General features: G+C 68.3%; 24 protein-coding genes. 11 read left to right on the top strand and 13 right to left on the bottom strand.

Going from position 1 to position 21,836, the window contains the following annotated elements; all coding sequences use genetic code 11:
• The coding region (locus tag ACFWAY_RS30805; RefSeq protein ID WP_378513218.1) for a biotin/lipoyl-containing protein at window positions 1-953 on the top strand (953 nt) is incomplete at its 5' end.
• Between the two features lie 39 nt (window positions 954-992).
• On the opposite strand, the gene ACFWAY_RS30800 is transcribed toward ACFWAY_RS30805, so the two are convergent.
• Window positions 993-1,898 (bottom strand): IclR family transcriptional regulator, encoded by a 906-nt coding sequence (locus tag ACFWAY_RS30800; protein WP_378513217.1) that lies wholly within the window; start codon window positions 1,896-1,898, stop codon window positions 993-995.
• Window positions 1,899-2,012: 114 nt separating this feature from the next.
• Here ACFWAY_RS30800 and ACFWAY_RS30795 point away from each other — a divergent pair, with 114 nt between their 5' ends.
• Window positions 2,013-2,918 (top strand): oxygenase MpaB family protein, encoded by a 906-nt coding sequence (locus ACFWAY_RS30795; protein ID WP_378513216.1) that lies wholly within the window; start codon window positions 2,013-2,015, stop codon window positions 2,916-2,918.
• Between the two features lie 134 nt (window positions 2,919-3,052).
• Window positions 3,053-3,457: a hypothetical protein gene (locus tag ACFWAY_RS30790; RefSeq protein ID WP_378513215.1), complete on the top strand. Its 405-nt coding sequence runs from the start codon at window positions 3,053-3,055 to the stop codon at window positions 3,455-3,457.
• 30 nt (window positions 3,458-3,487) lie between these two features.
• Here ACFWAY_RS30790 and ACFWAY_RS30785 read toward each other — a convergent pair whose 3' ends face one another.
• Together ACFWAY_RS30785 and ACFWAY_RS30780 are read right to left on the bottom strand one after the other, a co-directional pair.
• Window positions 3,488-4,165 carry a TetR/AcrR family transcriptional regulator gene (locus ACFWAY_RS30785; protein WP_378513214.1) on the bottom strand — a complete coding sequence of 226 codons (678 nt, stop codon included), beginning with the start codon at window positions 4,163-4,165 and terminating at the stop codon, window positions 3,488-3,490.
• Between the two features lie 37 nt (window positions 4,166-4,202).
• On the bottom strand, window positions 4,203-5,048 hold the full coding sequence (locus ACFWAY_RS30780) for an SDR family oxidoreductase (RefSeq protein WP_378456369.1): 846 nt from the start codon (window positions 5,046-5,048) through the stop codon (window positions 4,203-4,205).
• Window positions 5,049-5,089: 41 nt separating this feature from the next.
• On the opposite strand from ACFWAY_RS30780, the gene rraA reads away from it, so the two are divergent.
• Both rraA and ACFWAY_RS30770 read left to right on the top strand, forming a co-directional pair.
• Complete coding sequence (rraA, locus tag ACFWAY_RS30775; RefSeq protein ID WP_378456368.1) at window positions 5,090-5,560, top strand: ribonuclease E activity regulator RraA; 471 nt, start codon at window positions 5,090-5,092, stop codon at window positions 5,558-5,560.
• Window positions 5,561-5,641: 81 nt separating this feature from the next.
• Entirely contained in the window at window positions 5,642-6,997 is a 1,356-nt protein-coding gene (locus ACFWAY_RS30770; RefSeq protein ID WP_378456367.1) for a dipeptidase, read from the top strand.
• Here ACFWAY_RS30770 and ACFWAY_RS30765 read toward each other — a convergent pair.
• Window positions 6,988-7,215, bottom strand: coding sequence for an RNA-binding S4 domain-containing protein (locus tag ACFWAY_RS30765; protein ID WP_378456366.1), 228 nt, complete (start codon window positions 7,213-7,215; stop codon window positions 6,988-6,990). The genes ACFWAY_RS30770 and ACFWAY_RS30765 overlap by 10 nt on opposite strands.
• A 110-nt stretch (window positions 7,216-7,325) precedes the next feature.
• On the opposite strand from ACFWAY_RS30765, the gene lysX reads away from it, so the two are divergent.
• From lysX to ACFWAY_RS30745, 4 genes are read left to right on the top strand one after another with little or no spacing between them, the layout of a single operon-like run.
• Window positions 7,326-10,670, top strand: a complete 3,345-nt coding sequence (gene lysX, locus ACFWAY_RS30760; RefSeq protein WP_378513213.1) for a bifunctional lysylphosphatidylglycerol synthetase/lysine--tRNA ligase LysX — start codon at window positions 7,326-7,328, stop codon at window positions 10,668-10,670.
• Window positions 10,667-11,347, top strand: coding sequence for a DUF998 domain-containing protein (locus ACFWAY_RS30755; RefSeq protein WP_378456364.1), 681 nt, complete (start codon window positions 10,667-10,669; stop codon window positions 11,345-11,347). The genes lysX and ACFWAY_RS30755 overlap by 4 nt, the downstream gene beginning before the upstream one ends.
• 14 nt (window positions 11,348-11,361) lie before the next feature.
• A complete protein-coding gene (locus ACFWAY_RS30750) occupies window positions 11,362-12,180 on the top strand; it encodes an alpha/beta fold hydrolase (RefSeq protein ID WP_378513219.1) in 819 nt (272 codons plus the stop codon).
• Between the two features lie 5 nt (window positions 12,181-12,185).
• Window positions 12,186-12,785 carry a histidine phosphatase family protein gene (locus ACFWAY_RS30745; RefSeq protein ID WP_378456363.1) on the top strand — a complete coding sequence of 200 codons (600 nt, stop codon included), beginning with the start codon at window positions 12,186-12,188 and terminating at the stop codon, window positions 12,783-12,785.
• A gap of 7 nt (window positions 12,786-12,792) precedes the next feature.
• Here ACFWAY_RS30745 and ACFWAY_RS30740 read toward each other — a convergent pair whose 3' ends face one another.
• From ACFWAY_RS30740 to ACFWAY_RS30720, 5 genes are all read right to left on the bottom strand, one after another.
• Window positions 12,793-14,022 carry an Hsp70 family protein gene (locus ACFWAY_RS30740; protein WP_378513212.1) on the bottom strand — a complete coding sequence of 410 codons (1,230 nt, stop codon included), beginning with the start codon at window positions 14,020-14,022 and terminating at the stop codon, window positions 12,793-12,795.
• A 71-nt stretch (window positions 14,023-14,093) separates the two neighbouring features.
• Window positions 14,094-15,563, bottom strand: a complete 1,470-nt coding sequence (locus ACFWAY_RS30735; protein WP_378456361.1) for an Hsp70 family protein — start codon at window positions 15,561-15,563, stop codon at window positions 14,094-14,096.
• 248 nt (window positions 15,564-15,811) lie between these two features.
• Window positions 15,812-16,516, bottom strand: coding sequence for a dienelactone hydrolase family protein (locus tag ACFWAY_RS30730; protein ID WP_378456360.1), 705 nt, complete (start codon window positions 16,514-16,516; stop codon window positions 15,812-15,814).
• Between the two features lie 11 nt (window positions 16,517-16,527).
• Window positions 16,528-16,821, bottom strand: coding sequence for a putative quinol monooxygenase (locus ACFWAY_RS30725; RefSeq protein WP_378456359.1), 294 nt, complete (start codon window positions 16,819-16,821; stop codon window positions 16,528-16,530).
• Between the two features lie 61 nt (window positions 16,822-16,882).
• A complete protein-coding gene (locus ACFWAY_RS30720; RefSeq protein WP_378513211.1) occupies window positions 16,883-17,380 on the bottom strand; it encodes a hypothetical protein in 498 nt (165 codons plus the stop codon).
• Window positions 17,381-17,411: 31 nt separating this feature from the next.
• Between ACFWAY_RS30720 and ACFWAY_RS30715 the strand changes: the two genes are divergently transcribed.
• Complete coding sequence (locus ACFWAY_RS30715) at window positions 17,412-18,320, top strand: SDR family NAD(P)-dependent oxidoreductase (RefSeq protein WP_378513210.1); 909 nt, start codon at window positions 17,412-17,414, stop codon at window positions 18,318-18,320.
• 9 nt (window positions 18,321-18,329) lie between these two features.
• Here ACFWAY_RS30715 and ACFWAY_RS30710 read toward each other — a convergent pair whose 3' ends face one another.
• Window positions 18,330-19,169 carry an SDR family oxidoreductase gene (locus tag ACFWAY_RS30710; RefSeq protein ID WP_378513209.1) on the bottom strand — a complete coding sequence of 280 codons (840 nt, stop codon included), beginning with the start codon at window positions 19,167-19,169 and terminating at the stop codon, window positions 18,330-18,332.
• 1 nt (window position 19,170) lies between these two features.
• Window positions 19,171-19,614 carry a hypothetical protein gene (locus tag ACFWAY_RS30705; protein WP_378513208.1) on the bottom strand — a complete coding sequence of 148 codons (444 nt, stop codon included), beginning with the start codon at window positions 19,612-19,614 and terminating at the stop codon, window positions 19,171-19,173.
• 116 nt (window positions 19,615-19,730) lie between these two features.
• Here ACFWAY_RS30705 and ACFWAY_RS30700 point away from each other — a divergent pair, with 116 nt between their 5' ends.
• Entirely contained in the window at window positions 19,731-20,396 is a 666-nt protein-coding gene (locus ACFWAY_RS30700) for a TetR/AcrR family transcriptional regulator (protein WP_378513207.1), read from the top strand.
• Between the two features lie 32 nt (window positions 20,397-20,428).
• Here ACFWAY_RS30700 and ACFWAY_RS30695 read toward each other — a convergent pair whose 3' ends face one another.
• Both ACFWAY_RS30695 and ACFWAY_RS30690 read right to left on the bottom strand, forming a co-directional pair.
• On the bottom strand, window positions 20,429-20,878 hold the full coding sequence (locus ACFWAY_RS30695; protein WP_378513206.1) for an acyl-CoA thioesterase: 450 nt from the start codon (window positions 20,876-20,878) through the stop codon (window positions 20,429-20,431).
• Window positions 20,879-20,900: 22 nt separating this feature from the next.
• On the bottom strand, window positions 20,901-21,815 hold the full coding sequence (locus ACFWAY_RS30690; RefSeq protein WP_378456373.1) for a cutinase family protein: 915 nt from the start codon (window positions 21,813-21,815) through the stop codon (window positions 20,901-20,903).
• Between the last annotated feature and the right edge of the window lie 21 nt (window positions 21,816-21,836).

Genomic DNA, 21,836 nt, shown 5'->3' with positions numbered 1-21,836 from the left:
CCGTCGAATACCTCGTCCAGGGCGACACCGTCTCCTTCCTCGAGGTCAACACCCGCCTGCAGGTCGAACACCCCGTCACCGAGGAAACCGCCGGCATCGACCTGGTCCTGCAGCAGTTCAAGATCGCCAACGGCGAACCCCTCGACCTCCTCGAGGACCCCACCCCCCGCGGGCACGCCTTCGAATTCCGCATCAACGGCGAGGACGCCGGCCGCGGCTTCCTGCCCGCCCCCGGCCCCGTCACCAAGTTCGTGCCGCCCACCGGCCCCGGCGTGCGGATGGACTCCGGCGTCGAAACCGGCTCGGTGATCGGCGGCCAGTTCGACTCCATGCTCGCCAAGCTCATCGTCACCGGCGCCACCCGCGACGAAGCCCTGGCCCGCGCCCGCCGCGCCCTCGCCGAATTCCAGGTCGAAGGACTGGCCACGGTCATCCCGTTCCACCGGGCCATCGTCGCCGACCCCGCCTTCATCGGCGACGGCACCTCATTCGACGTCTACACCAAGTGGATCGAAACCGAATGGGACAACCAGGTCGAACCGTTCACCGGTAACCAGCCCATTGACGAGGACGACACCCTGCCCCGGCAGAACGTCGTCGTCGAGGTCGGCGGCCGCCGCGTCGAGGTGTCCCTGCCCGGCCAGTTCACCCTCGGCACCGGCGGCGGAAACGCACCCGGGGCGGTCCGCAAGAAGCCCAAGGCCCGCACCCGCGGCGGCGCCGCCGGCGGCGCCGCGTCCGGTGACGCCGTCACCGCCCCCATGCAGGGCACCGTCGTCAAGGTCGCCGTCGAGGAAGGCCAGGAAGTCGCCGAAGGCGACCTCATCGCCGTCCTCGAGGCCATGAAGATGGAAAACCCCGTCAACGCCCACAAGGCCGGCACCGTCACCGGCCTGTCCGTCGAACCCGGCGCCGCCATCACCCAGGGCACCGTCCTCGCCGAACTGAAATAGCTTGTGAGTACTTCTTAACCGCCCGCGGTTAAGAAGTACTCACGGGTGGCGGCCGTGCATGGCGGCCGTCACCCGCGCCGCGGCGTCGCGGACCAATTCACCGATCTCCGCCGTGCGCACACCCGACATCGGCCGGGACGCGTCGGCGACACACAGCACGACCGCGGGTTCACCGTCACGGTCGAATGCCGCGGCATTGATCGACAGCGGCTGGTAGCTGCCCTCCGGGTCGATGTCACCGACCACCGCATCCGCCGACAACAGTTTGCGCGCCTCCCGCAGCGCTACGGTCGAGCGGTGCCCGCCCACACCGCGACCGCGGAGTTCCGACACGGCACTGGCCAGCGAATGTTCCTGTTGCTGCATCGATTCCATCGCATACCCGCGTTCCCGGACGAGCGCGAGGGCCGGCTCGTAGGCGGCGCGCAGATCGTCCGCCCCGACCCCCAGGTCCTCCGCGCCGCGGGCGTACCACTCCTCCCGCTGCTCCGGCGGATACCAGGCCGCGAGTCCCGAACCGATGGGCGGCGCGAGCAGTACCTTGTCGCCGAGCCGCAGACCCAGGGTTCCGCGGCGTCCCCCGACCGGCTGCACCACCTCCGCGACCACCACGTCGCTTCCCGATTGCACGAACGCGATGGACGCCATGTCGGACGCGTCGGCCAGTTCGTGCATCACCGCCCGCGCGAGGTCGACGACGTCCGTGGCCGTCTCGGCGGCGCGTCCGACCGGGATCAGCGCGGGACCGAGGCGGTAGGTCTTGCGGGTGGGGTGCCGGATGAGCCAGCCCGCCTCGGTCAGGGCCACGACCATCGGATAGCAGGTGGCCTTTGCGACGCCGAGGTGCCGGGCGATGTCGGCGAGGCTCCGGGGCGTCTCCGGCTCGTCTGCGAGGAGTTCCGTGAGCATCACGATGCGATCGGTCTGCGGTGAATTTCGTGCCATGTGTTTGCATAATGCCACTCTGGCATCGCACTGTGACTGGCGATACAGTCGAACTGTCTGAACGATCGCTAAATGCCTGGTCATCTGTCACAGCCGCTGCAGGAAGTGAAACTCATGAAACGCTTCGATCTACGTCACCGGACCGACCGCCTCGATCCCGAGACGCAGCACGAAGAGATCTACCGGATTCTCGCCACGCAGGAGTTTCCCTGGGACATCAATCAAGCCCTCAGCTTCGCGCTGTTCCGGACGTACGCCGTGCCCACCATCGGCCGGTTGCTGTTCGAGACCGGCGAGTTCACCGAACGCGTGCAGAAGCGCTACGACGACACCGGACTGATCCTCGACGCCGTCCTCGAACACGGCTTCACCAGCGATGCCGGTCGCACCGGCATCCGCCGGATGAACCAGATGCACGGCTCCTACGACATCTCCAACGACGACATGCGATACGTGCTGTCGACGTTCGTGGTGACCCCGGTGCGCTGGATCGACGACTTCGGCTGGCGGAAACTCACCCGCAACGAGATCGTCGGATCCACCAACTACTACCGTGCGCTCGGCACGTACATGGGCATCAAGCAGATTCCCGATACCTTCGAGGCGTTCGAGAAATTCCTCGACGACTACGAGCGTGAACACTTCCTCTTCGACCAGGGTGGCCGCGCGGTAGCCGACTCGACGCTCGAACTTCTCTGCACGTTCCCGCCGAACAATCTCGCGCCCGCCGCCCTGATCAAGCGATTCTCCTGGGCGCTCATGGACGATCCGCTTCTCGACGCGTTCGCCTACCGCAGGCCGTCCCGCCTCGCGCGGACTCTGTCGCGGGGTGCGTTGAAGGTCCGCGCCCGCCTCGTCCGGTTCTACCCCGTGCGCGCCGTGCCCAAGTTCGCCCGCGACCTCCCCAACATTCGCAGCTACCCGACCGGGTACGACGTGGAGAAACTGGGCACCTTCCCCAGAACCTGTCCCGTGCAGCACACCAACGGTACGGTCGCGCGGGAAAACACCGCATCCTGAACCGCTTTGGAAGCGTGATCGACGGAAAGCCGTGTGTTCGAACTATTCTCGGACACCCGGTGAATGGGCGCGGGTATCACCTGGTTCTGCCGTAACGTGGCTGCGCGTAGCGACCGTCGACAGGAAGGGATTTTGTGCACTTCTCGCGAGGGACCCTGACCATTGCCGCGCTCGCCGGAGCGGCCGCACTTGCTCTGGCGCCCACGGCAACCGCCGCCACCACCTATAGGATCAACGTCGTCCCACCGATCGGCACCGTCCGCGCCAACAATCTGGTGACGCTCGGCGCGCTCGTCACCCCCACCCCGACCGGCACGGACGGGTCCACTCCGGTCGAACTCGAGATCACCGACCCCGGCGGCGACGTGACCACGCGGACCATCCCGCTCACCCTGGGCGCCGGAACGGCCGCGATCCGGACGCACGAGGCCGGCCGCTACACCGCCGTATTCACCTTCGCCCCACCGAGCGGCGAGCCGACCGAGACGACGACGCAGTTCGACGCGGTCGCGTCACCGGGGCTGGGCCTGGGGAGCTGACCGCCGGAACCTGCCGAGGCGCATCGCCGGTCAGACGTCGGCGGTGCGCCTCTTCTTGGGTTTGACGGGAGCTTCGGTGGATCCCACCGTCTTCATCGCGATCTCGACATACTTGCGGGCCACGGCATCCGGGGTCAGCTTGCCCTCGGCGTGATACCAGCGCGGAATCGACTGGCACATACCGAGAAGCGCCCGCGTCGTCTCCGCGGCATCCGCCACGTCGAAGAGCTCCCGCTTCTTGCCTTCCTTGACGATCTCGAGGACCAGTTCCTCCACACCCTTGCGGACCGTGCGGTAACGCTGCCGGTTCTCCGGGCTCAGGTAGCGCACCTCGCTCTCGAGCGCCGCCAGACGGGATCGCATGGTCATCCGCAGCACGATCGCCTCGATGACGTTGGCGAGCCGCTGCACCGGATCGTCGCCACCGTCGGCGCTCGCGGCGTGAGCCCGATCGAGAACGTCGCTGGTGGAGAGTTCCAGGAGCGCCAGGAGAACGGCCTCCTTGTTCTCGTGGTGGTAATAGAGAGCGGGTACCGTGACACCGACTCGGCGAGCGATGTCGCGCACCGACGTGCCGTGGAAACCGTGTTCGTAGAACGCGTCGAGGGAGGCGCTGAGGATCGGCGTCAACTTCGTGGGTTCGAGGCGGCGCCAGTCTGCTGCGTTGCCGACCTCGGTGGGCGTCGCACCCTTGGATGAGCTGACCATCAAAGACCTATCTACCGCTCGCTATGCCAGGACGGGGTCAAGTGTAGCTGTTCAGATAGTCGGCGAAGGTCGTCGGCGGCCTCCCGGTGAGCGTCTCGACGTCCCCCGTGACCACCGCCAACTCACCGGCCGCGATCGCTGCGTACGAGGTCACCCACCCTGCCACCTCGAAGTCCGGCGCCCCGAAGTGGGCGCGGGACGCGTACGCCTCGTCCAGGGTCTCGTTCTCGAACCGCACCGAACGTCCGGTCACCCTCGTGATCGTCTCGGCGGCCTCCGTGAGGGTGAACGCCTCCGGCCCGGTCAGCCGGTAGGTGACGCCGTCGTGGTCGCCGTTGCCGGTGGTGAGGACCGCCGTCACCGCATCGGCGACGTCGTCGGGCGCCACCGCGCTCACCAGCCCGTCCCCGGCGGGACCCCGGATGACGCCCTGGTCGTCGGCCATCAGCGGGATCATCGACTGATACCAGCTGTCCTGCAGGAACGTGTACTTCACACCGCTCTCCCGGACGTGCTGCTCGGTGAAGTAGTGGTCGCGCCCGAACGTGAACGTGCACTCGGGCGCCGCGCCCAGAAACGACAGGTAGACGATCCGCTCCACCCCGGCGGCACGGGCGGCGTCCACGGCGGTGCGGTGCTCCTCGCGGCGGGTGGCGCTCTCGTGACCCGAGACCAGGAACAGCAACCGGACGCCGTCCAGCGCGGCGGTCATCGCCGGACCGTCGGCATACGTGGCCACTGCGAACGCGGAGTCGAAATGCTCGGCCAGCGGCTCGAGCCGCTGCGAGTTCCGCCCGATCAGCCGGACACCGGCGCCACCACCGAGCCGCTCGAGCACCTTGCCGCCGATCGACCCCGTGGCTCCTGTCACTGCAATGGTCATGGCCCGCATTCTCCCAGCGTCGGCCCTCTATCCTGACGCGTATGACTGAACCCGTGGCAACCGCTGACCTGGCAGACGAGATCGGACCCGACATCCGGAGCTGCGACACGCAGTTCATCCAGTTCGGCGGCCGTGAAGTGTTCTCCGGCCCCATCACCACCATCAAGTGCTTCCAGGACAACCTGCTGGTCAAGCAGACCCTCGGCGAGCCCGGCAACGGCGGCGTCCTGGTGGTCGACGGTGACGCCGGCATCCACACGGCCCTGGTCGGCGACATCATCGCCGGGCGCGGCGTCGACAACGGCTGGGCCGGCGTGATCGTCAACGGTGCGGTCCGCGACTCGGCGATCCTGAAGACCCTCGACATCGGCGTCAAGGCGCTAGGCACCAACCCCCGCAAGAGCACCCAGACCGGCTCCGGTGAGAAGAACGTCCCGATCGAGATCGGCGGCGTCACGTTCAATCCCGGCGAGATCGTCTACAGCGATCAGGACGGCGTCGTCGTCCGCTGATCCGGCGAGAACCGAGCGGTGGTTCGGGAATCATCGGTACCGGACCACCGCATCACCCGAGCACCGCCGAGGAGGCGTTCGATGTCCGACGAAATCCGTTCCAAGATAGCCGAGCTGATGCCCACGGCGCGTGACGAACTCGCCGAACTGGTGGCCATGCGGTCGGTGGCCGATCCGCGGCAGTTCCCACCGGAGGAATGCGTTCGCGCCGCCGAATGGGTCAGGGACGCCTTCATCGGAGCCGGAATCGGACACGTCGAACTGCTCGAGACGTCCGACGGTTCACACGCCGTCGTCGGACACCAGCCCGCGCCCGACGGGGCCCCGACGGTGCTGCTGTACTGCCACTACGACGTTCAACCGCCCGGCGACGAGAAGCTGTGGCACACCGACCCCTTCACCCTCACCGAGCGGAACGGACGCTGGTACGGGCGCGGCGCGGCCGACTGCAAGGGCAACATCGTGATGCACCTGCTGGCGCTGCGCGCACTCGGCACCCCGTTCCCCGTCGGCATCAGAATCGTCGCCGAAGGATCCGAGGAGATGGGAACCGGCGGGCTCGAGAACCTCGTCGAGGCAAGGCCCGAACTTTTCGACGCCGACATGATCCTCGTCGTCGACACCGGAAACGCCGCGGTCGGCAGCCCGACCGTCACCACCACCCTGCGGGGCATAGCGAACGTGGTGGTCCACGTCGAGACCCTAGCCGGGGAAGTGCATTCGGGCATGTACGGCGGGCCCGCCCCCGACGCGCTGGCCGCCCTCGTCCAGATGCTCGCCACCCTGCGTGACCAGGACGGCAACACCGTCGTCGACGGTCTGGCTTCGGATCAGAACTGGACGGGCGTCGACTACCCGGAGGCGCAGTTCCGCACCGACGCCGGCGTGCTCGACGGTGTGCGTCTCGCCGGTTCGAGTTCCGTTGCCGACGCCGTGTGGGCCCGGCCGGCCCTGACGATCCTCGGCATCGACTGCCCGCCGGTGGTCGGCTCGGCCGCCGCCATCTCGCCGCGCGCATCGGCCCGCCTCAACCTGCGGGTGCCACCCGGCATGGACCCGCAGAAGGCGCAGGACGCGCTCGCCGCGCACCTCGAGAACGCCACTCCGTGGAATGCGCGGGTGACCGTGGAACGCGAAGCGGTGGGCTCCCCGTTCCGCGCGACCACCGACGGTCCCGGTTACGCCGCCCTCGGCGCGGCGATGGAGGAGGCGTTCGGAACGGAACTCGGAACCGTCGGGCAGGGCGGCTCGATTCCTCTGTGCAACGTCTTCTCCGCCGTCGTGCCGAAAGCGGAGATCGCCCTGATCGGGGTGGAGGAACCGCGCTGTCTCATCCACGCCCCCAACGAGAGTGTGGATCCCGGCGAAATCGAGCACCTCGCCGTCGCGGAGGCACTGTTCCTGCAGAGGTTCTCGACCGCCCGCAGTCAGGGCTGAGCACTCACCTGCGCCGTCATCCCACCGATCTCCACGACGTCCCCGTCCCGCAGCTGCCGCCCCCGCCGCACCTCGACCTCACCGTTGACCGACACGAGTCCGTCGGCGATCACCTCTTTCGCCTCGGCCCCCGACTCGATGAGGTTGGCGAGCTTGAGGAATTGACCGAGACGGATGGATTCGTCGCGGATCGGCACGGCGTCGTGAATGTCGGACATGCCTCTATCTTCCCTCTCCACCCAAATCGCGGCCCGACGGCTCACACTGAACACTGGAACATCTGTCTCCCGTGATCGGTACGTATCTCTTGCCGGGAAGGAAACACTCGATGTCAGCTAGCACCGAGACACACGACGCGTCCGAGGCGGCCGTCTCCGCCGCGCCACGGCCCCGACCCGCCCTCGGGCCGAAGAACGGGCGCTTCCACCAGGTTCCCCACATCGCGGGACTGATCCTGGGTGTCTTCTCGGTGCTCGTGTTCCTGTGGAGCATCTCGCCGGTGCTGCGCTACTACGTGCACGTGCCGCGGGAATACGTCGACACGTACTACTTCGACGCTCCGGACACCAGCCTGTCGTGGGCTCTGGTGGTCGCATTGCTCGCGGCGGCGCTGGCGAGCCGCAAGCGCATCGCCTGGTGGCTGCTGACGATCTATCTGGTTCTGATCCTGATCACCAACGTGATCGTGAGCATCACCGACCGGAACGTGAATGCGATGGTCGCCGCCGTGGTCCAGGTGGTGCTGATCGGCATTCTCATCGCGGCCCGCCCGGAGTTCTACACCCGGGTCCGGCGCGGCGCGGGCTGGAAAGCCCTGGGCGTGCTCATCGTCGGGCTCGCTATCGGCACCCTCGTCGGGTGGGGCCTCGTCGAACTGTTCCCCGGCACCCTGCCGCAGGGCGAACGTTTCCTGTGGGCGCTCAACCGCGTGACCGCCCTCGCCGCGGCCGACAACGAACAGTTCAGCGGACGCCCGCACGGATTCGTCAACACCCTCCTCGGCCTGTTCGGCGCGATCGCACTGCTGGCCGCCGTCATCACCCTGTTCCGCGCACAGCGGTCCCACAATGCGCTCACCGGCAACGACGAATCGGCGTTGCGCGGACTCCTGCTGCAGTACGGCGCGGACGACTCCCTCGGCTACTTCGCCACCCGCCGCGACAAGGCCGTCGTGTTCGCACCCAGCGGGAAGGCGGCCATCACCTACCGCGTCGAGCTCGGCGTGTGCCTGGCCAGCGGCGACCCGATCGGCGACCCGGAGGCGTGGCCGCACGCGATCGAGGCGTGGCAGGCACTCGCGTCCCAATACGGTTGGGCCAGCGCGGTGATGGGGGCCAGCGAAACCGGGGCCACCGCCTACAACAAGGCCGGTCTCACCGTGCTCCAGCTCGGCGACGAAGCCATCCTCCGCACCCGCGAATTCAACCTCAGCGGACGCGACATGCGGCAGGTCCGCCAAGCCGTCACCCGCGTCCGGCGTCAGGGCGTCACCGTCCGGATCCGCAGACACCGGGACGTCCCCGCCGAGGAGATGGCCGAAACCATCCGGCTCGCGGACGCATGGCGCGACACCGAGACCGAGCGCGGTTTCTCCATGGCCCTCGGCCGGCTCGGCGACCGCCTCGACGGCGACTGCCTGCTGGTGGAGGCGATCGCCGAGGACGGCGAGGTCGACGGCATCCTGTCGCTGGTGCCGTGGGGGCCCACCGGTGTCTCCCTCGACCTGATGCGCCGCAAGCCGACCTCTCCCAACGGAGTGGTGGAGCTGATGGTGTCCGAACTGGCCACCACCTCGGATCAATTCGGCATCACCAAGGTGTCGCTGAACTTCGCGGTGTTCCGCTCGGTCTTCGAGGAGGGCTCCCGCATCGGGGCCGGACCCATCCTGCGGATCTGGCGTTCGATTCTCGTGTTCTTCTCCCGCTGGTGGCAGCTCGAGGCGCTCTACCGATCCAACGTGAAGTACCAGCCGGAATGGGTACCGCGGTTCCTCTGCTTCGAGGACAACCGGGAACTGCTGCGCGTCGGATTCGCGTCGGCCGTTGCGGAAGGGTTCGTGACCCTGCCCCGGTTCGGCCGCTCGGGAACCCGGGACGCCCTCGAGCACACCGGCACCCACGCCGCGGTCCCCGCCGCACTCGTCGCCGCCGAAGGACTGCACTCCGACGGCAGCGCACCCGGCGAAGGCCTCGCACCGACGCTGACCGGGCCGAAACGTCCCGAGCAGGTGCGCGTCCGGCTCGACAAACTGGCCGGCCTCGCCGAACAGGGCATCGACCCGTACCCGGTCGCGTATCCGCCCAGCCACACCGTGACGGAGGCGGTGGAATCCCCCGAGGGAACGACCGTCCGCATCGCAGGCCGCCTGCTCCGGATCCGCGACTACGGCGGCGTCGTGTTCGCGGTGGTCCGGGACTGGTCCGGCGACATCCAGATCCTCGTCGACGAGGCCAGGGTGGGTACCGATCGCATTCGGGCGTTCGCCGCCGAGTTCGACCTCGGTGACCTCGTCGAGGTCGCCGGCGTCATCGGATACAGCCGCCGCGGAGCGCTGTCGCTGCTCGCGAACGAATGGCGCATGACCGGCAAGTGCCTGCACCCCCTGCCGGACAAGTGGAAGGGCCTGTCCGACCCGGAGACCCGCGTCCGGCAGCGGTACGTCGACCTCGCCATCAACTCCGATGCCCGCCGCCTGCTCGAGGCCCGCAGCGCCGTCGTGAAGTCATTGCGGGACTCGCTCGGCGGCCGCGGCTTCCTCGAGGTGGAGACCCCGATCCTGCAGCAGGTGCACGGCGGCGCCAACGCGGCCCCGTTCCTCACCCACATCAACGCCTACAACCTGGACCTGTACCTGCGGATCGCGCCGGAGCTGTACCTCAAACGGTTGTGCGTCGCCGGCATGGAGAAGGTGTTCGAGATCGGCCGCGTCTTCCGCAACGAGGGCGTCGATTTCAAACACAACCCGGAGTTCACGATCCTCGAGGCGTACGAGGCGCACAGCGACTACGAGAAGATGATGGTGCTGTGCCGGGAGCTCATCCAGACCGCGGCGACCGCGGCATACGGACGCGAGATCATCATGCGTCCCGGCCCCGACGGCACCTTGGTGGAGGTCGACATCTCCGGCGAATGGCCCGTCAAGACGATGCACCAGGCGGTCGCCGAGAAACTCGGCGTCGACGTCTCACCCGAGACGCCGCTCGCGGAACTGCAACGGCTGTGCGACGAGCACGAGATCCCGTACCAGTCCGCCTGGGACGCGGGCGCCGTCGCACAGGAGATGTACGAGCACCTGGTGGAGGACTACACCGAGTTCCCCACCTTCTACACCAACTTCCCGACGTCGATGTCGCCTCTGACGCGCCCGCACCCCACGATTCCGGGGGTCGCGGCCAAGTGGGACCTCGTCGCGTGGGGCGTCGAGCTGGGCACCGCGTACAGCGAACTCACCGACCCGGTCGATCAGCGGAACCGGCTCACCGAGCAGTCGATGCTCGCGGCCGGCGGTGACGAGGAGGCGATGGAACTCGACGAGGACTTCCTGCAGGCCCTCGAGCACGCCATGCCCCCGACCGGTGGGCTCGGCATGGGCGTCGACCGGGTGGTCATGCTCATCACCGGCGGCAGCATCCGTGAAACCCTCGCGTTCCCCCTGGCCAAGCCGAGGCAATGATCTCCCGTGGCCGGGTGGCCGTCGCGGTGCTGCTGATCCTCGGCGCCGTCGGCTACGCGTCGTGGCTGCTCGAATTCGTCCTCGACACCGGCATCGATCCGCTGCGGGGTTTCGCGAGCGAACTCGCCGCCGCGGACCAGCCGTACGGATTCTGGTTCCGGACCGGCGACCTGATTACCGGGTGCATCGTCGCCGTAGCCGGGGTGCTCGGACTGTCGCGGTACTCGCAGGGCTGGGTGACGGCGGTCGGCTGGATCGCGCTGATCGTGTTCGCGATCGCGACCATCGCGGATTCGCGCCTGCCGATGAGTTGCGCGGCCACGATGGACCCCGTCTGCGCCGCACATGAGGCGTCCGGGCGCCTGCCGCTCACCCATGATCTGCACGCCATGACCAGTGCGTCCGCCTCGACGGGAGGCGTGGTGTCGAGCCTCGCGTTCCTCTTGGCCGCCTTCCGCTACGGCTGGCCGACCTGGTTGAAACTGACCGGAGTGGCCGTGGCGGTCGTGTTCATCGGCGGCACGGTGTGGACGCTGACGGCCGCCGGGTTGCGCGGCCAACAGGACGCCTGGCTCGGACTCGGCCAGCGTGTCCAGCTGCTCGCCTTCTGCGGGTGGCTGATCTTCGTGGCGCTCAGCGTTATTCACGTCACCCCGGAACGGGATGGTTCCACGTGAAACGTCCTGGGGAAATGGTCGCGGGAGTACACGTGGTGGTCGACGGCGAGGGCCCACCCGTCGTCCTCTACGGCGGCCTGGGCGGGAACTGGTTCGACTGGGACGAGGTGGTCGATCTGCTGTCCGGGAGCTGCCTCGTCGTGCGGATCGACCGACCCGGATACGGGCTCAGCCCCCCGTCCGCCGAGCGTCCCTCCGCCCGGGGCGAGGCCGAGAGAATCGCCGACGTCCTCGACGCCCTGCATGTGGCCACCCCGGCGGTGCTCGTCGGCCATTCCCTCGGAGGTATCTACGTCGAGGCCTTCGCCCGGCTGTACCCGGAGCGAACCGGCGGCCTGATCCTCCTCGATGCCACCGTCACGGCCCGTCCGCACCGCGTGATCCCCACCCGGTGGCGCGTCACCCTGGGTCGCCGGGTGGCCCGAACCGCGAGCAGGGTGGGCTTGCAACAGCGCCTCGGCCCCACCGTGCGCCGGATCCTGAACCACTCGACACCCCCGGACGGGATCGCGCCGGACACCCGGCAATGGATCGAACGGATCTACCGCGAACCGGCGTACCTTGAATCCTCGATCGTCGAGAACGCGTCGTACCCGGCGCTGGCCCAGGAACTGGCCGCGCTACGCGAGACCACGACGATGACGGCACCCGTCGTCGTGGCGGCCGCCCACACCGGACGCCCCACACCGTGGGGGTCGTCGTGGATCCGCATGCAGAGACAGTTCGCAGAGTTCCTGGGCGCCACGTTCCGGGTGGTGCGGCCCGCCCACCACCACGCCATGATCGATCAGCCCGGCCAGATCGCGGCGCTGGTGCGGGAGCTGGCAAGCTGATCGACGTGCAACTGCTACTGATCCGCCACGCGCTGCCCGAGCTCGTCACCGCGTCCGACGGGCGCGCGGACCCGGCACTGACCGAAGAAGGTCACGCCCAGGCCAAGCGCCTGCCCGCGGCACTGGCCCCGTACCGCATCGCCCGGATCGTGAGCAGCCCGCAACGACGTGCACTCGAGACCGCCGCGCCGGTCGCGGAGGCACTCAACCTCCCCGTCACCGAGTACGTCGGGCTCGCGGAGTACGACTACGACCTGGACCACTACATCCCGTTCCACGAGGCGGAGGCGCGGGCGCCGGAGGCCTTCGCCCGCATCCGGGCCGGCGAGTTCCCGAAGTCCGTCGACGCCGACGCATTCCGCACGCGGGTGTTCGACTCCCTCGGCCGCATCGTCGACGAGTCCGGCCACGAGGACACCGTCGCGGTGTTCGCCCACGGCGGCGTCATCAACGTGTTCCTGCAAGACCTGCTCGGGCTCGACCGACCCCTCGTGTTCCCGATCGAGTACGTGTCCGTGACCCGGGTGCTCGTGTCGCGCAGCGGCGAGCGTCGCGTGGCGTCGGTCAACGAGACCGGTCACGTCAGGGACATGCTGCGTCGATGAGCGGTCGCTAGAGGCCCGGAATCCGGGGCAGCGGAGGGAGCGGCGGAGGCGGCGGAAGGGTCGGCAGCTGAATCTGCGGCAGACCGGGAATGAGAGGTCGCGGGGCGGGGGCAGGCGCGGGCGCGGGTTCCGGCACGCTCGCCTCCTCCTCGACCGGGCCCGGAACCGACACCGCGGCCGACGGCGGTGGCGTCGACGCCGGTGACGGCGCGGTCGACGGGGACAGCTCCGCGTCACTCGGCTGAGTGGCGACGGGACGTGCGTCACCGTCGGAGCTCTGCAGGTGGCTGCCACCGACGCCGAGGCCGAGACCGATCACGGCGACGACGGCCAGAGCACCGCCCGCCAGTGCGCCACCGCGGATCACGGGTTTGGCGAATCTCTCGGCGCCGAGGCGCTCCGACGAGTCCGAGCGCTCCTGTGCCACCAGCGCAGCGCCCTCCGCGGCCACCAGTTCCGGCTGCGCCGGCATGATCACCGGAAGCGCGAGCCACGTTTCCATCAGAGACGCGACCAGCGGGATGTGCGCGCCGCCCCCGATCAGCACTACCGCGTCGGCAGCACGCCCGGACGATTCGATCACCTCGCGTGCCAGGCGCGCCGACGCCTCGACGTGGCGCACGATCAGCGAGTCGAGAATGTCCTGCGAGAGCAGGAGCAGACCGCCGTCGCCGGGTACGCAGACCGCGGTGTTGGTGGACAGCTCTTCCTTGGCGCGGCGGCAACGGGCATCGAGCGCCGACTCCCCGGCCTCATCGGCCGGTGGCGCGATGCGCTTCTCGTCGAGCTGGTGGTCGCGGATCAACCGGTCGACGACGTCGCCGCTGATCTCGTCGGTGCGGGCCGACCCGAGCACCGCGCCGGTGAATCGGTCGACCACGGTGACGGTGAGGCCGGAGCTGCCGAGGTCGTAGAACACGAGCGTCGAATGGTCGCCGAGCTGTCCCGACGCCTCGAGCATCCAGAGCGCGGCCGTCACTTCCGGGACCAGACGGCAGTCGATCGCGGCCTCCACGGCAGCAGCCTGCGCCTCGTCCCGATAGGCGACACCGAAGACCTGCACGTCATCGGCGGCGGAGCGCTCGGCCATCACAGTTCCGATGGCATCGGCAACCAGGTGCTCCGGGTGCTCGCGGGCGGCGCCCACCGGAAATGACCGGAAGACGGCCCCCTCGTCGTCCGGATACGCCACGCGCACCGCGCTGGCACCCACCGATACACCGAGAACTGAAACCATGGAATTACTATAACGGTTTGATCACGGAACGCGTGTCGGGGCCTTGGTGCATCCGTCTTCGTTGTATGCGCTCAGAGACCCGGTATCCGGGGCAACTCCGGCATGGGGAGCGGTGCCGGAGGCGGAATCGTCGGCAGCTGAATCTGCGGCAGACCCGGAATGAGCGGAGCGGGTTCCGATGTGGTCGGTGGAGCCGACGTGTCGGACGGCACGACACTCTGTGTCTCGGAGGCGACCGGTGCCTGGGTCGGACTCTGCGTCTGCGTCTGCGGCTGCGTCCGCGGCTGGTACGTGCTGCGCACCTCGGTCTGCGGCGGGATCACCGGCTCCTCGTCGACCACCGACGGGGCGGCGTCCGGAGGCGGGGTCACATCCGCGGTCGTCGTGGGCTGTGGCGGTACCACTTGCCGCACGCTCGGCGCCTGAGTGTTCGACTGCGTCGCGGCCGGCTGTGCTTCCTCCTCCGTACCCTGCAGGAGGTCGGTGCCGACACCGAGTCCGAGACCCACCGCGGCGACCACGGCCACGACACCGCCGGCGAGGACGAGGCCACGACGCCTCCGTGGCGGTACCGGCGCGTCTTCCGACAGCAATGCCGGCTGGGACTCGAGCTCCTCCGGCTGGGGCTCCGATTCGGGCTCCGGCTCAGGCTCCGGCTCCGGCGCCACCGCCCCGACGAACTCGTCGGACGTCGGGCGCGCCAGCAGGGCCGCACCCTCGGCCGCAACCAGTTCGGGCTGCGCGGGGACGATCACCGGAAGGTCGAGCCAGGACTCCATCACGGATGTGACCAACGGAATATGCGCGCCGCCACCGATCAGCACCGCGGCGTCGGGAAGGCGTCCCGAGCGGCGAATGACCTCGCGCGTCAGGCGCGCCGAAGTCTCGACCGGGCCCACGATGAGTGAATCGAAACTGTCCTGCGACAGGAGAAGAAGCCCGCCCTCGCCCGGCATGCACACCGCGCCGTTCGTGGACAGCTGCTCCTTCGCATCGCGGCACCGCGCGGCGAGCGCGAGCGCGGCTGCCGCGTCGGCGGGGTGCGCGAAGCGGTGCAGTTCGAGTTGGTTGTCACAGATCAGCCGGTCGACGAGGTCGCCGCTGATCTGATCCGAACGCGCACTGCTCAACACCATTCCGGTGTCTCGATCGACCACGGTGACGGTGAGCCCCGAACTGCCGAGGTCGTAGAACACGAGCGTCGCGTGGTCGCCGAGCTCACCGGACATCTCGAGCATCTGGAGCGCGGCCGTCACTTCGGGGACCATCTGGAAGTTGCCGATCTGCAACCGAGTCATCGCGACCTGTACGGCACCGGCCTGCGCCTCGTCCTGGTACGCGACGCCGATGGCCTGCACCTCGTCGGTCTCGTCGCGCTCGGCGAGCACCGTGCCGATGGACTCGGCAGCCAGTTCCTCCGGCCGTTCCAGTGTCGCGGTCACCGACCGCGATTCGAAGATCGGCATTTCGAGAGTCACGGCGTCGTGGCGCGCGAAGCGCACCGCGCTGGCGCCTACCGATACACCGAGAACTGAAGTCATGACGCCGACTATAACGGTTCGGTCACGGGTCTCGCGCATGAAGCAGACCGGGCGGCACGTCAGGGGCTTTTCGGCCGTACCGCCGTGACGCACATCGGGTTCCCGTTCGTGACATCGACGTCGGAACCCGCGAAACGCACAGCCCGCGTGGCGGTATCCGCAACACGCCGCGACTTGTCACGGTCGTGTACGGATCCGGCGCCGGCGTACAACTAGCCGACCGGTCGGACGCGGTGATCCGGCCGCCGTCAGTCGGTTCCGGCGGCGGCGCGTGTGACGTCGATGTGTGAGCCGAACCACGCGAGCGTGCGTGCCCAACCGTCCCGCGCGGCCGCTTCGTCGTACACGATGGGACGGTCGTCGCAATGGAAGCCGTGTTCGGCTTCGGCGTAGCGGACGATCTCGGTGTCCACCGGGGTGTGCGCGACCGCGGCGCGCAACTCCTCGACTTCCTCGGTCGAGATCCCCTTGTCGCGGTCTCCGAACAGGCCGAGCCACGGCGTTCCGAGCTGCTCGGCGACGTCGAGTTGCGATGGATATCCGAAGCGTCCCTTCGCGACGCCTCCGCCGTAGAAACTCACCGCCGCCCCGAGGTCGAGGCGCGTCGCCGTGTGGAACGCGACCGTCCCGCCCATGCAGAATCCGACGATCGCGGTGTTCCGTGGGTCGATCGAGGCCGCCGACAGAGCCGCGACGGCCCCGTCGACGTCCTCGTCGATGTGCGCCGCGGTGAGCTCACCGATCAGCGACATCGCCGACGTCATGTCGTCGTACTCCAGCACCGGATCGCCGCGCCGGTGGAACAGGTGCGGCGCGACGGCGTGGTACCCGGCGTCGGCGAAACGGCGGCAGACGTCGACGATGTGCCCGGTGACGCCGAACGCCTCCTGGATGACGACGACACCGCCGCGGACGGGACCTTCGGGGGCGATGCTGGTGATTGGTGTGGTCACGAACTACGACTCTAGGAAACCGGCTTCAGCGGGTGGATCGCCGGTGCCCCGGCGAGGTGCTCACCGAACGTCCCGAGCGCGGCCTGGAAGTGCGGCGACTTCATGTGCGCGTCGAGCGCTTCCTGGCCGGTCCACACCTCCACGGTGACGAAGGTTCCCGCGACCGCGGTTGATTCGAACACCTCGTACGAGATGCAGCCCTCTTCCTTGCGGCTCTCCGCCCCCAGGGCGGACAGTCCGTCGCGGACGGTGTCCTCGGAACCGGGCTTGGCAGGAATGGTCGCTACGACATGCAGATCGGACATCGACTCCCTTTCGTGAACGCCACCTCGTGTGGCCCGTCCCACGTAAGCACAGTTGGGTCGGCTAGGAAACCCGAAGTCGCGTCAAATAATCGGCGACCCTCGGTTCGTCCCAGCCGTGCGCTTCACGGAGACCGTCCGCGATGGTCGCGAGATAGGCGGGCGCCGGTGCGTTCCGGGCGACGACGTCACCGCGGGCCCGAGTGGTGAACGTGCACATGGGGACACCGTTGCGGGATCCGAGAGTGACCAGGCGGTCGTAGCAGGCGGGTTCCTGCGCGTGGATGTCCTCGAACTGTTCCTGTGTCACCAGGAATGCGCGGGCCGCGACGGAGCCGGGCGCGTCGGGGTCGTAGAAGGCGCGGCCGCCGCCCCAGATCCGCGACTCTCCCGCGAAGAACACCGAGCCGGGTATGACCACCGGTATCGACTCGCGCGGGGCGCTCGCGTCGCGGGCGCCCGCGTGCACGTGGTTGCCCCCGGCCGGGCAACCACCACGCAGATAGCAGGTCAGACGCGTCGCCGCCATGTTGGATCCATAGCTGACATACCAGATCAGCACACAAACGACCGTACTCGGACAAGATGGTCACATGAGTCTTCTCGGCGAAGTCAGGGGCTGGCGCAGCGGTTCTCGGAAGCATCACCGTCTGCGGGACCTCGACGGCACTCTCGTCGTCGTCACCGGCGGCGGCAGCGGGATCGGCCGCGAGACCGCGCTGGCGTTCGCGTCAGAAGGCGCGGTCGTGGTGGTCGCCGACCGCGACCTCGAATCCGCGCAGCAGACCTCCGATCTCATCAACTCCGCCCAGATGAAGGGCGGCGGTGCGGTCGCCATCTTCGGCGGCGGCTCCCACGCGTATCAGGTGGACGTCGCGGTGGAGGACGAGGTGCAGCGCTTCGCGGAGCAGGTACAGGCCGAGCACGGCACCCCCGACATCGTGGTCAACAACGCCGGGATCGGATATTCGGGCACGTTCACGAAGACCCCGCAGAAGGACTTCGAGCGGGTCATGGACGTGAATTTCTGGGGTGTCGTCTACGGCTCCCGCGTATTCTCCCAGCAGATGATCGACCGCGGAACCGGTGGGCACATCGTCAACCTGTCGTCCGCCGCGGCGTTCACGCCGCAGAAGCAACTCACCGCGTACGCGACGAGCAAGGCCGCGGTGTTCATGCTGTCGGACTGTCTCCGAGCGGAATTGGTGAACCACGGCATCGGCGTCAGCGCCATCTGTCCCGGACTGGTCCACACCAACATCGTCAAGGCCACCGACTTCGCGGGCGCCACACCGGAGGAGCAGGCGAAGAAGCGGGACCGGACCGACAAGCTCTACCGCAGACGCGGTTTCACCCCGGACCGGGTGGCGACGCAGATCGTGAAGGCCGTCACGCACAACAGGGCCGTCGTCCCCGTCACGCCCGAGGCCAAGTTCGGGCGGGCGCTGAGCCGCCTGGCCCCGGGCAGCATGCGGCTCGGCGCCCGCTTCGACCTCGGCTGATCCGATACGTCAGGGGGTGGGCGCCTGCACCCGGCCGGTGTAGGCGTCCATGCTGTGGTACACACCGAGCCGGTCGGCCAGACGGTCCCAGGCACGCACGGGCAGGACGGCTTTCGCCACCCGCGACAGGTACAGCGACCGCGGCAGCATCAGCAGCGGTCTCCCCTGTTTCATCGCCCGCCACGACCGGGCCGTGACGTCCTCCGGGCGGAGGATCGGGGCGAACAGGGGATTCTTCACACCGTCGAACATGCCGGTGGAGATGTAGCTCGGGCACACGGTGGTGACCTTGACGTGCCCGTGGCCGGCCTGGACCAGTTCGAGTCGCAGCGAATCGCTCCATCCCAGGGCAGCCCACTTCGACGCCGCGTAGACGGCCATCCTCGGCGTCGCCACGGTCCCGGCGGCGGAGGCGATGTTCACGATGCGGCAGTCCCGCCCTCGGTCCTCGATCATGGCGGGCAGGAATTCGTTGGTGATGTACATCGGCGCGAGCGTGTTGACGTCCATCACGAATTTGGTGTCCGACTCGTGGTCGTGATCCCAGAAGTACTTGCCGCGCACCACACCGGCGTTGTTGACGAGCACGTCGGGACGACCGAACGCATCCCGCACATCGGCAGCCGCCTTGCGGACGGATTCGAGGTCGGCGACGTCGACGACGTGTGCGCTGACGGTGCACCCCGACTCGCGCAGTTCCTGCGCCGTGCGTTCGAGCGCGTCGGCGTCGATGTCCCACAACACCACCGCGCCGGCGTGGTCGGCGGCGGCGAGCCGGGCGAACAGGCGTCCCATCCCCATTGCCGCCCCGGTGATCAGGACCGTCTTGCCCGCTGCCGAGAATCCCACGTCATGCTCTCCTTCGGTCGAGACCGGCCGGCTCGGCGGGCTCGTGGTAGAGGGTTTCGATCCGGTCCTTCAACGTGACCTGTGCACGTCGCAGCGCCTGCCACACGACCGGTGCGGCCACACCGCCGAGCAGTTGTCCGGCCGGTCTGCCTGGAGAGTGGTAGCGGAAGTCGACGGTGAGCCCCGTTTCGTCCGGGCTGAGCGCGTCGAACGTCCAGACCGATCCGTGCACACCGTGATCTGCCTCGACGACGAGCCGGCGATCCGGATCCGACGCGACGACCCGGCCGCGGGACGGCAGCGGGATCGGACCGAGCACGGTCTCCGGATCACCGAGGTACTCGAAGGCCATCGCGGGCGGAACGACGATCACGGTGGTGCTGCGTAACCCGATCATCGGACGTCCGGAACTGCGGGGGTCGGACAGGCAGAGCTGAATGGACAAGACGGATATCCCAACGTGTCGACGTCCGAGGCGGAGAGTGTGTGGTACATCGATGTACCGCATACCGCTGACCGTATACGGAAACGCAACAACAGGGAAGACTACGATTCGATTCGATGACGAAACCCCAGCAAGACGCCGGTGACGGGCGTGCTGCCCGTTGGCGTGGCCAACGCGAGAAGCGGCGCTCGGAGTTCGTCGAACGGGCACTCGTCGCCATCGACGCAGAAGGTCCCGACGTGTCGGTCGCAACGATGGCCGTCTACGCCGAGGTCGCGCGAACCCGCATCTACCGGCATTTCGACGACAGCACCGACCTCAAGAACGCCGTCGCCCAGCGGGTCGCGGCGATGATGCTCCTCGAATACGCGCCCGTGATCACCGTCGACGGTGCACCGCACGCCATCCTCACCCGCGCCGCGCGCACCCACCTCGACTGGGTGACCGAACACGCCAACCTGTACCGCTACCTGATGTCGTTCTCCCCCGCGGCCGGAGAGGTGCGGCGGGCCATCAGCACCGCGGTCTCCGACATGCTCCACCCGTACCTGGACGCCCTCGGCGCCCCCGCCGCCGCGACACCGCTGGCCACTGCGCTGATCGGGATGGTCGAGTCGGTGTCCGCGGAATGGATCGATCGACCTGGCGGCACCGACGTCGGCGCGTTGACCGAACAGCTGGCCGCCTGGGCGTGGGCGCTGGTCGACACGACGATGCGCAGCCGCGGCGCGGTCCTCGACCCCGACAGTCCCCTACCGGCCCCCGGCGACCTCCGCACGTGAGTGGGAAAGCGTGCCGGAACACACTTTCCCACTCACGTGCGGGACCAGCGGGTCAGGTACTCGCGCTCGGTAACGGTGATGCGGCGTAGCCGCTGGGCATCGACGTCCGCGACGGCCATCTGAGTGGTGGCGGTGACGGCGGGCGGGTCGGTGATCGGGGTACGGGCGCCCCGGACCTCGTAGCCGATGGTGAAGTCGACGGCCCGATGTTTGGCGATCCACATCGTGATCCGCAGGGGACTGTCGGAGTGCCGCAACTGTCCCCGGTACCTCACGTGGATGTCGGCGATGAACGCGCTCGTGATGAGCGACGAGTTCTCGCTGCCCTCGCTGAGCAGCCAGTCGATCCGGGCCTCTTCGAGCAACGTCACCATCCGCGCATGGTTGATGTGCTGAAAGGCGTCCATGTCGGACCACCGGACGGTCACGAAGGCGTCGTAGCCGACGACGGCGGCAGGGGTGTCAGTCACGTTGGACATCATCCTCTGCCGCCGTCGGCCGAACTCACGCGATGTCGCGCAACCAGTTCCTCAGCCACGTCGTGGCGGGCGTACCCGATCCGTCGACCGCGTAGCTGGTGTAGTCCTGGTGAGCCTGCGACTTGTAGAACTGCTCGAGTTCGTCGATGCGCTTCTCGTTGGACTGCTCGTCCAGCTGAGCCATCAGGGCCGGCACACCGCCGACGGCGAGAATGTCGTTCCAGATCGCGAGCGCTTCCTGCTGGTAGCGCCCGAACAGCGTCGGCGTCGGATCCGACGTCTGCGCGAGGAATCCGGCGAGCCGCGTGACGAAGTCTTCCTTCGGCGTGGAGCAGTACAGGTCGCCGTACGCGCAGAAGGTGCGTGTGTTCTGGCTGACAAAGCCGAACCCGCCGATGCGGGGACCACCGGCACCGCTGCCGGCGACGGCAGGGCCGACGAGGGCATCGGTCGGCGACCGCCGCGGATCGGAGACGAGTCCGACGGCAGCGATCTTGTCCGCGGGCACCACACCGAGACCGGTGCCGATCTCCGCAGCGAGATCACCTGCGGCGTCGGCGCCCTGGCTGTAACCGATGATCGACAGCTTGGTGCCGGGGCACTGCTGCGACATCGACGACAGCATGCCCTCGGCATTGCTGACCGCCTGCGCCTTCGAGCGCCCGTACACCTCGGACTCCCACGGGAAGGCCGTGGCGGCGTACGTGACGTAGTCGGTGCGGATCGACGACGGCAGACCGTTCGTCACCGCGGACAGCAGACCTGGTGTGGGCCTGACATTGTCCTTGGTGGACGTTTCCCACGTCCCCGGAATCGCGACCACATACAGGCTCGGGCAGGGGTCCGCGTTCGCCACTGCGCTCGTACCCACCACTCCCGATGCCACCGGGATGGCTGCCGCAGCAGCCACTGCGGTCAGAAATGCGATAACCCGTTTCATTGCCATGGCCTCAACCTGTTC

This window comes from Rhodococcus sp. NPDC059968, from assembly GCF_042738615.1.
Classification (GTDB): Bacteria; Actinomycetota; Actinomycetes; order Mycobacteriales; family Mycobacteriaceae; genus Rhodococcus_F.
This window is presented reverse-complemented; position numbering and strand designations above follow the sequence as displayed.

Bases quoted from the DNA above. Each gene is read 5' to 3' on its own strand.
- ACFWAY_RS30800 (WP_378513217.1), bottom strand. From the start codon at position 1,898: ATGGCACGAAATTCACCGCAGACCGATCGCATCGTGATGCTCACGGAA.
- ACFWAY_RS30795 (WP_378513216.1), top strand. From the start codon at position 2,013: ATGAAACGCTTCGATCTACGTCACCGGACCGACCGCCTCGATCCCGAG.
- ACFWAY_RS30785 (WP_378513214.1), bottom strand. From the start codon at position 4,165: ATGGTCAGCTCATCCAAGGGTGCGACGCCCACCGAGGTCGGCAACGCA.
- ACFWAY_RS30780 (WP_378456369.1), bottom strand. From the start codon at position 5,048: ATGACCATTGCAGTGACAGGAGCCACGGGGTCGATCGGCGGCAAGGTG.
- rraA (WP_378456368.1), top strand. From the start codon at position 5,090: ATGACTGAACCCGTGGCAACCGCTGACCTGGCAGACGAGATCGGACCC.
- ACFWAY_RS30770 (WP_378456367.1), top strand. From the start codon at position 5,642: ATGTCCGACGAAATCCGTTCCAAGATAGCCGAGCTGATGCCCACGGCG.
- ACFWAY_RS30765 (WP_378456366.1), bottom strand. From the start codon at position 7,215: ATGTCCGACATTCACGACGCCGTGCCGATCCGCGACGAATCCATCCGT.
- lysX (WP_378513213.1), top strand. From the start codon at position 7,326: ATGTCAGCTAGCACCGAGACACACGACGCGTCCGAGGCGGCCGTCTCC.
- ACFWAY_RS30755 (WP_378456364.1), top strand. From the start codon at position 10,667: ATGATCTCCCGTGGCCGGGTGGCCGTCGCGGTGCTGCTGATCCTCGGC.
- ACFWAY_RS30750 (WP_378513219.1), top strand. From the start codon at position 11,362: ATGGTCGCGGGAGTACACGTGGTGGTCGACGGCGAGGGCCCACCCGTC.
- ACFWAY_RS30740 (WP_378513212.1), bottom strand. From the start codon at position 14,022: ATGGTTTCAGTTCTCGGTGTATCGGTGGGTGCCAGCGCGGTGCGCGTG.
- ACFWAY_RS30735 (WP_378456361.1), bottom strand. From the start codon at position 15,563: ATGACTTCAGTTCTCGGTGTATCGGTAGGCGCCAGCGCGGTGCGCTTC.
- ACFWAY_RS30725 (WP_378456359.1), bottom strand. From the start codon at position 16,821: ATGTCCGATCTGCATGTCGTAGCGACCATTCCTGCCAAGCCCGGTTCC.
- ACFWAY_RS30715 (WP_378513210.1), top strand. From the start codon at position 17,412: ATGAGTCTTCTCGGCGAAGTCAGGGGCTGGCGCAGCGGTTCTCGGAAG.
- ACFWAY_RS30700 (WP_378513207.1), top strand. From the start codon at position 19,731: ATGACGAAACCCCAGCAAGACGCCGGTGACGGGCGTGCTGCCCGTTGG.
- ACFWAY_RS30695 (WP_378513206.1), bottom strand. From the start codon at position 20,878: ATGATGTCCAACGTGACTGACACCCCTGCCGCCGTCGTCGGCTACGAC.
- ACFWAY_RS30690 (WP_378456373.1), bottom strand. From the start codon at position 21,815: ATGAAACGGGTTATCGCATTTCTGACCGCAGTGGCTGCTGCGGCAGCC.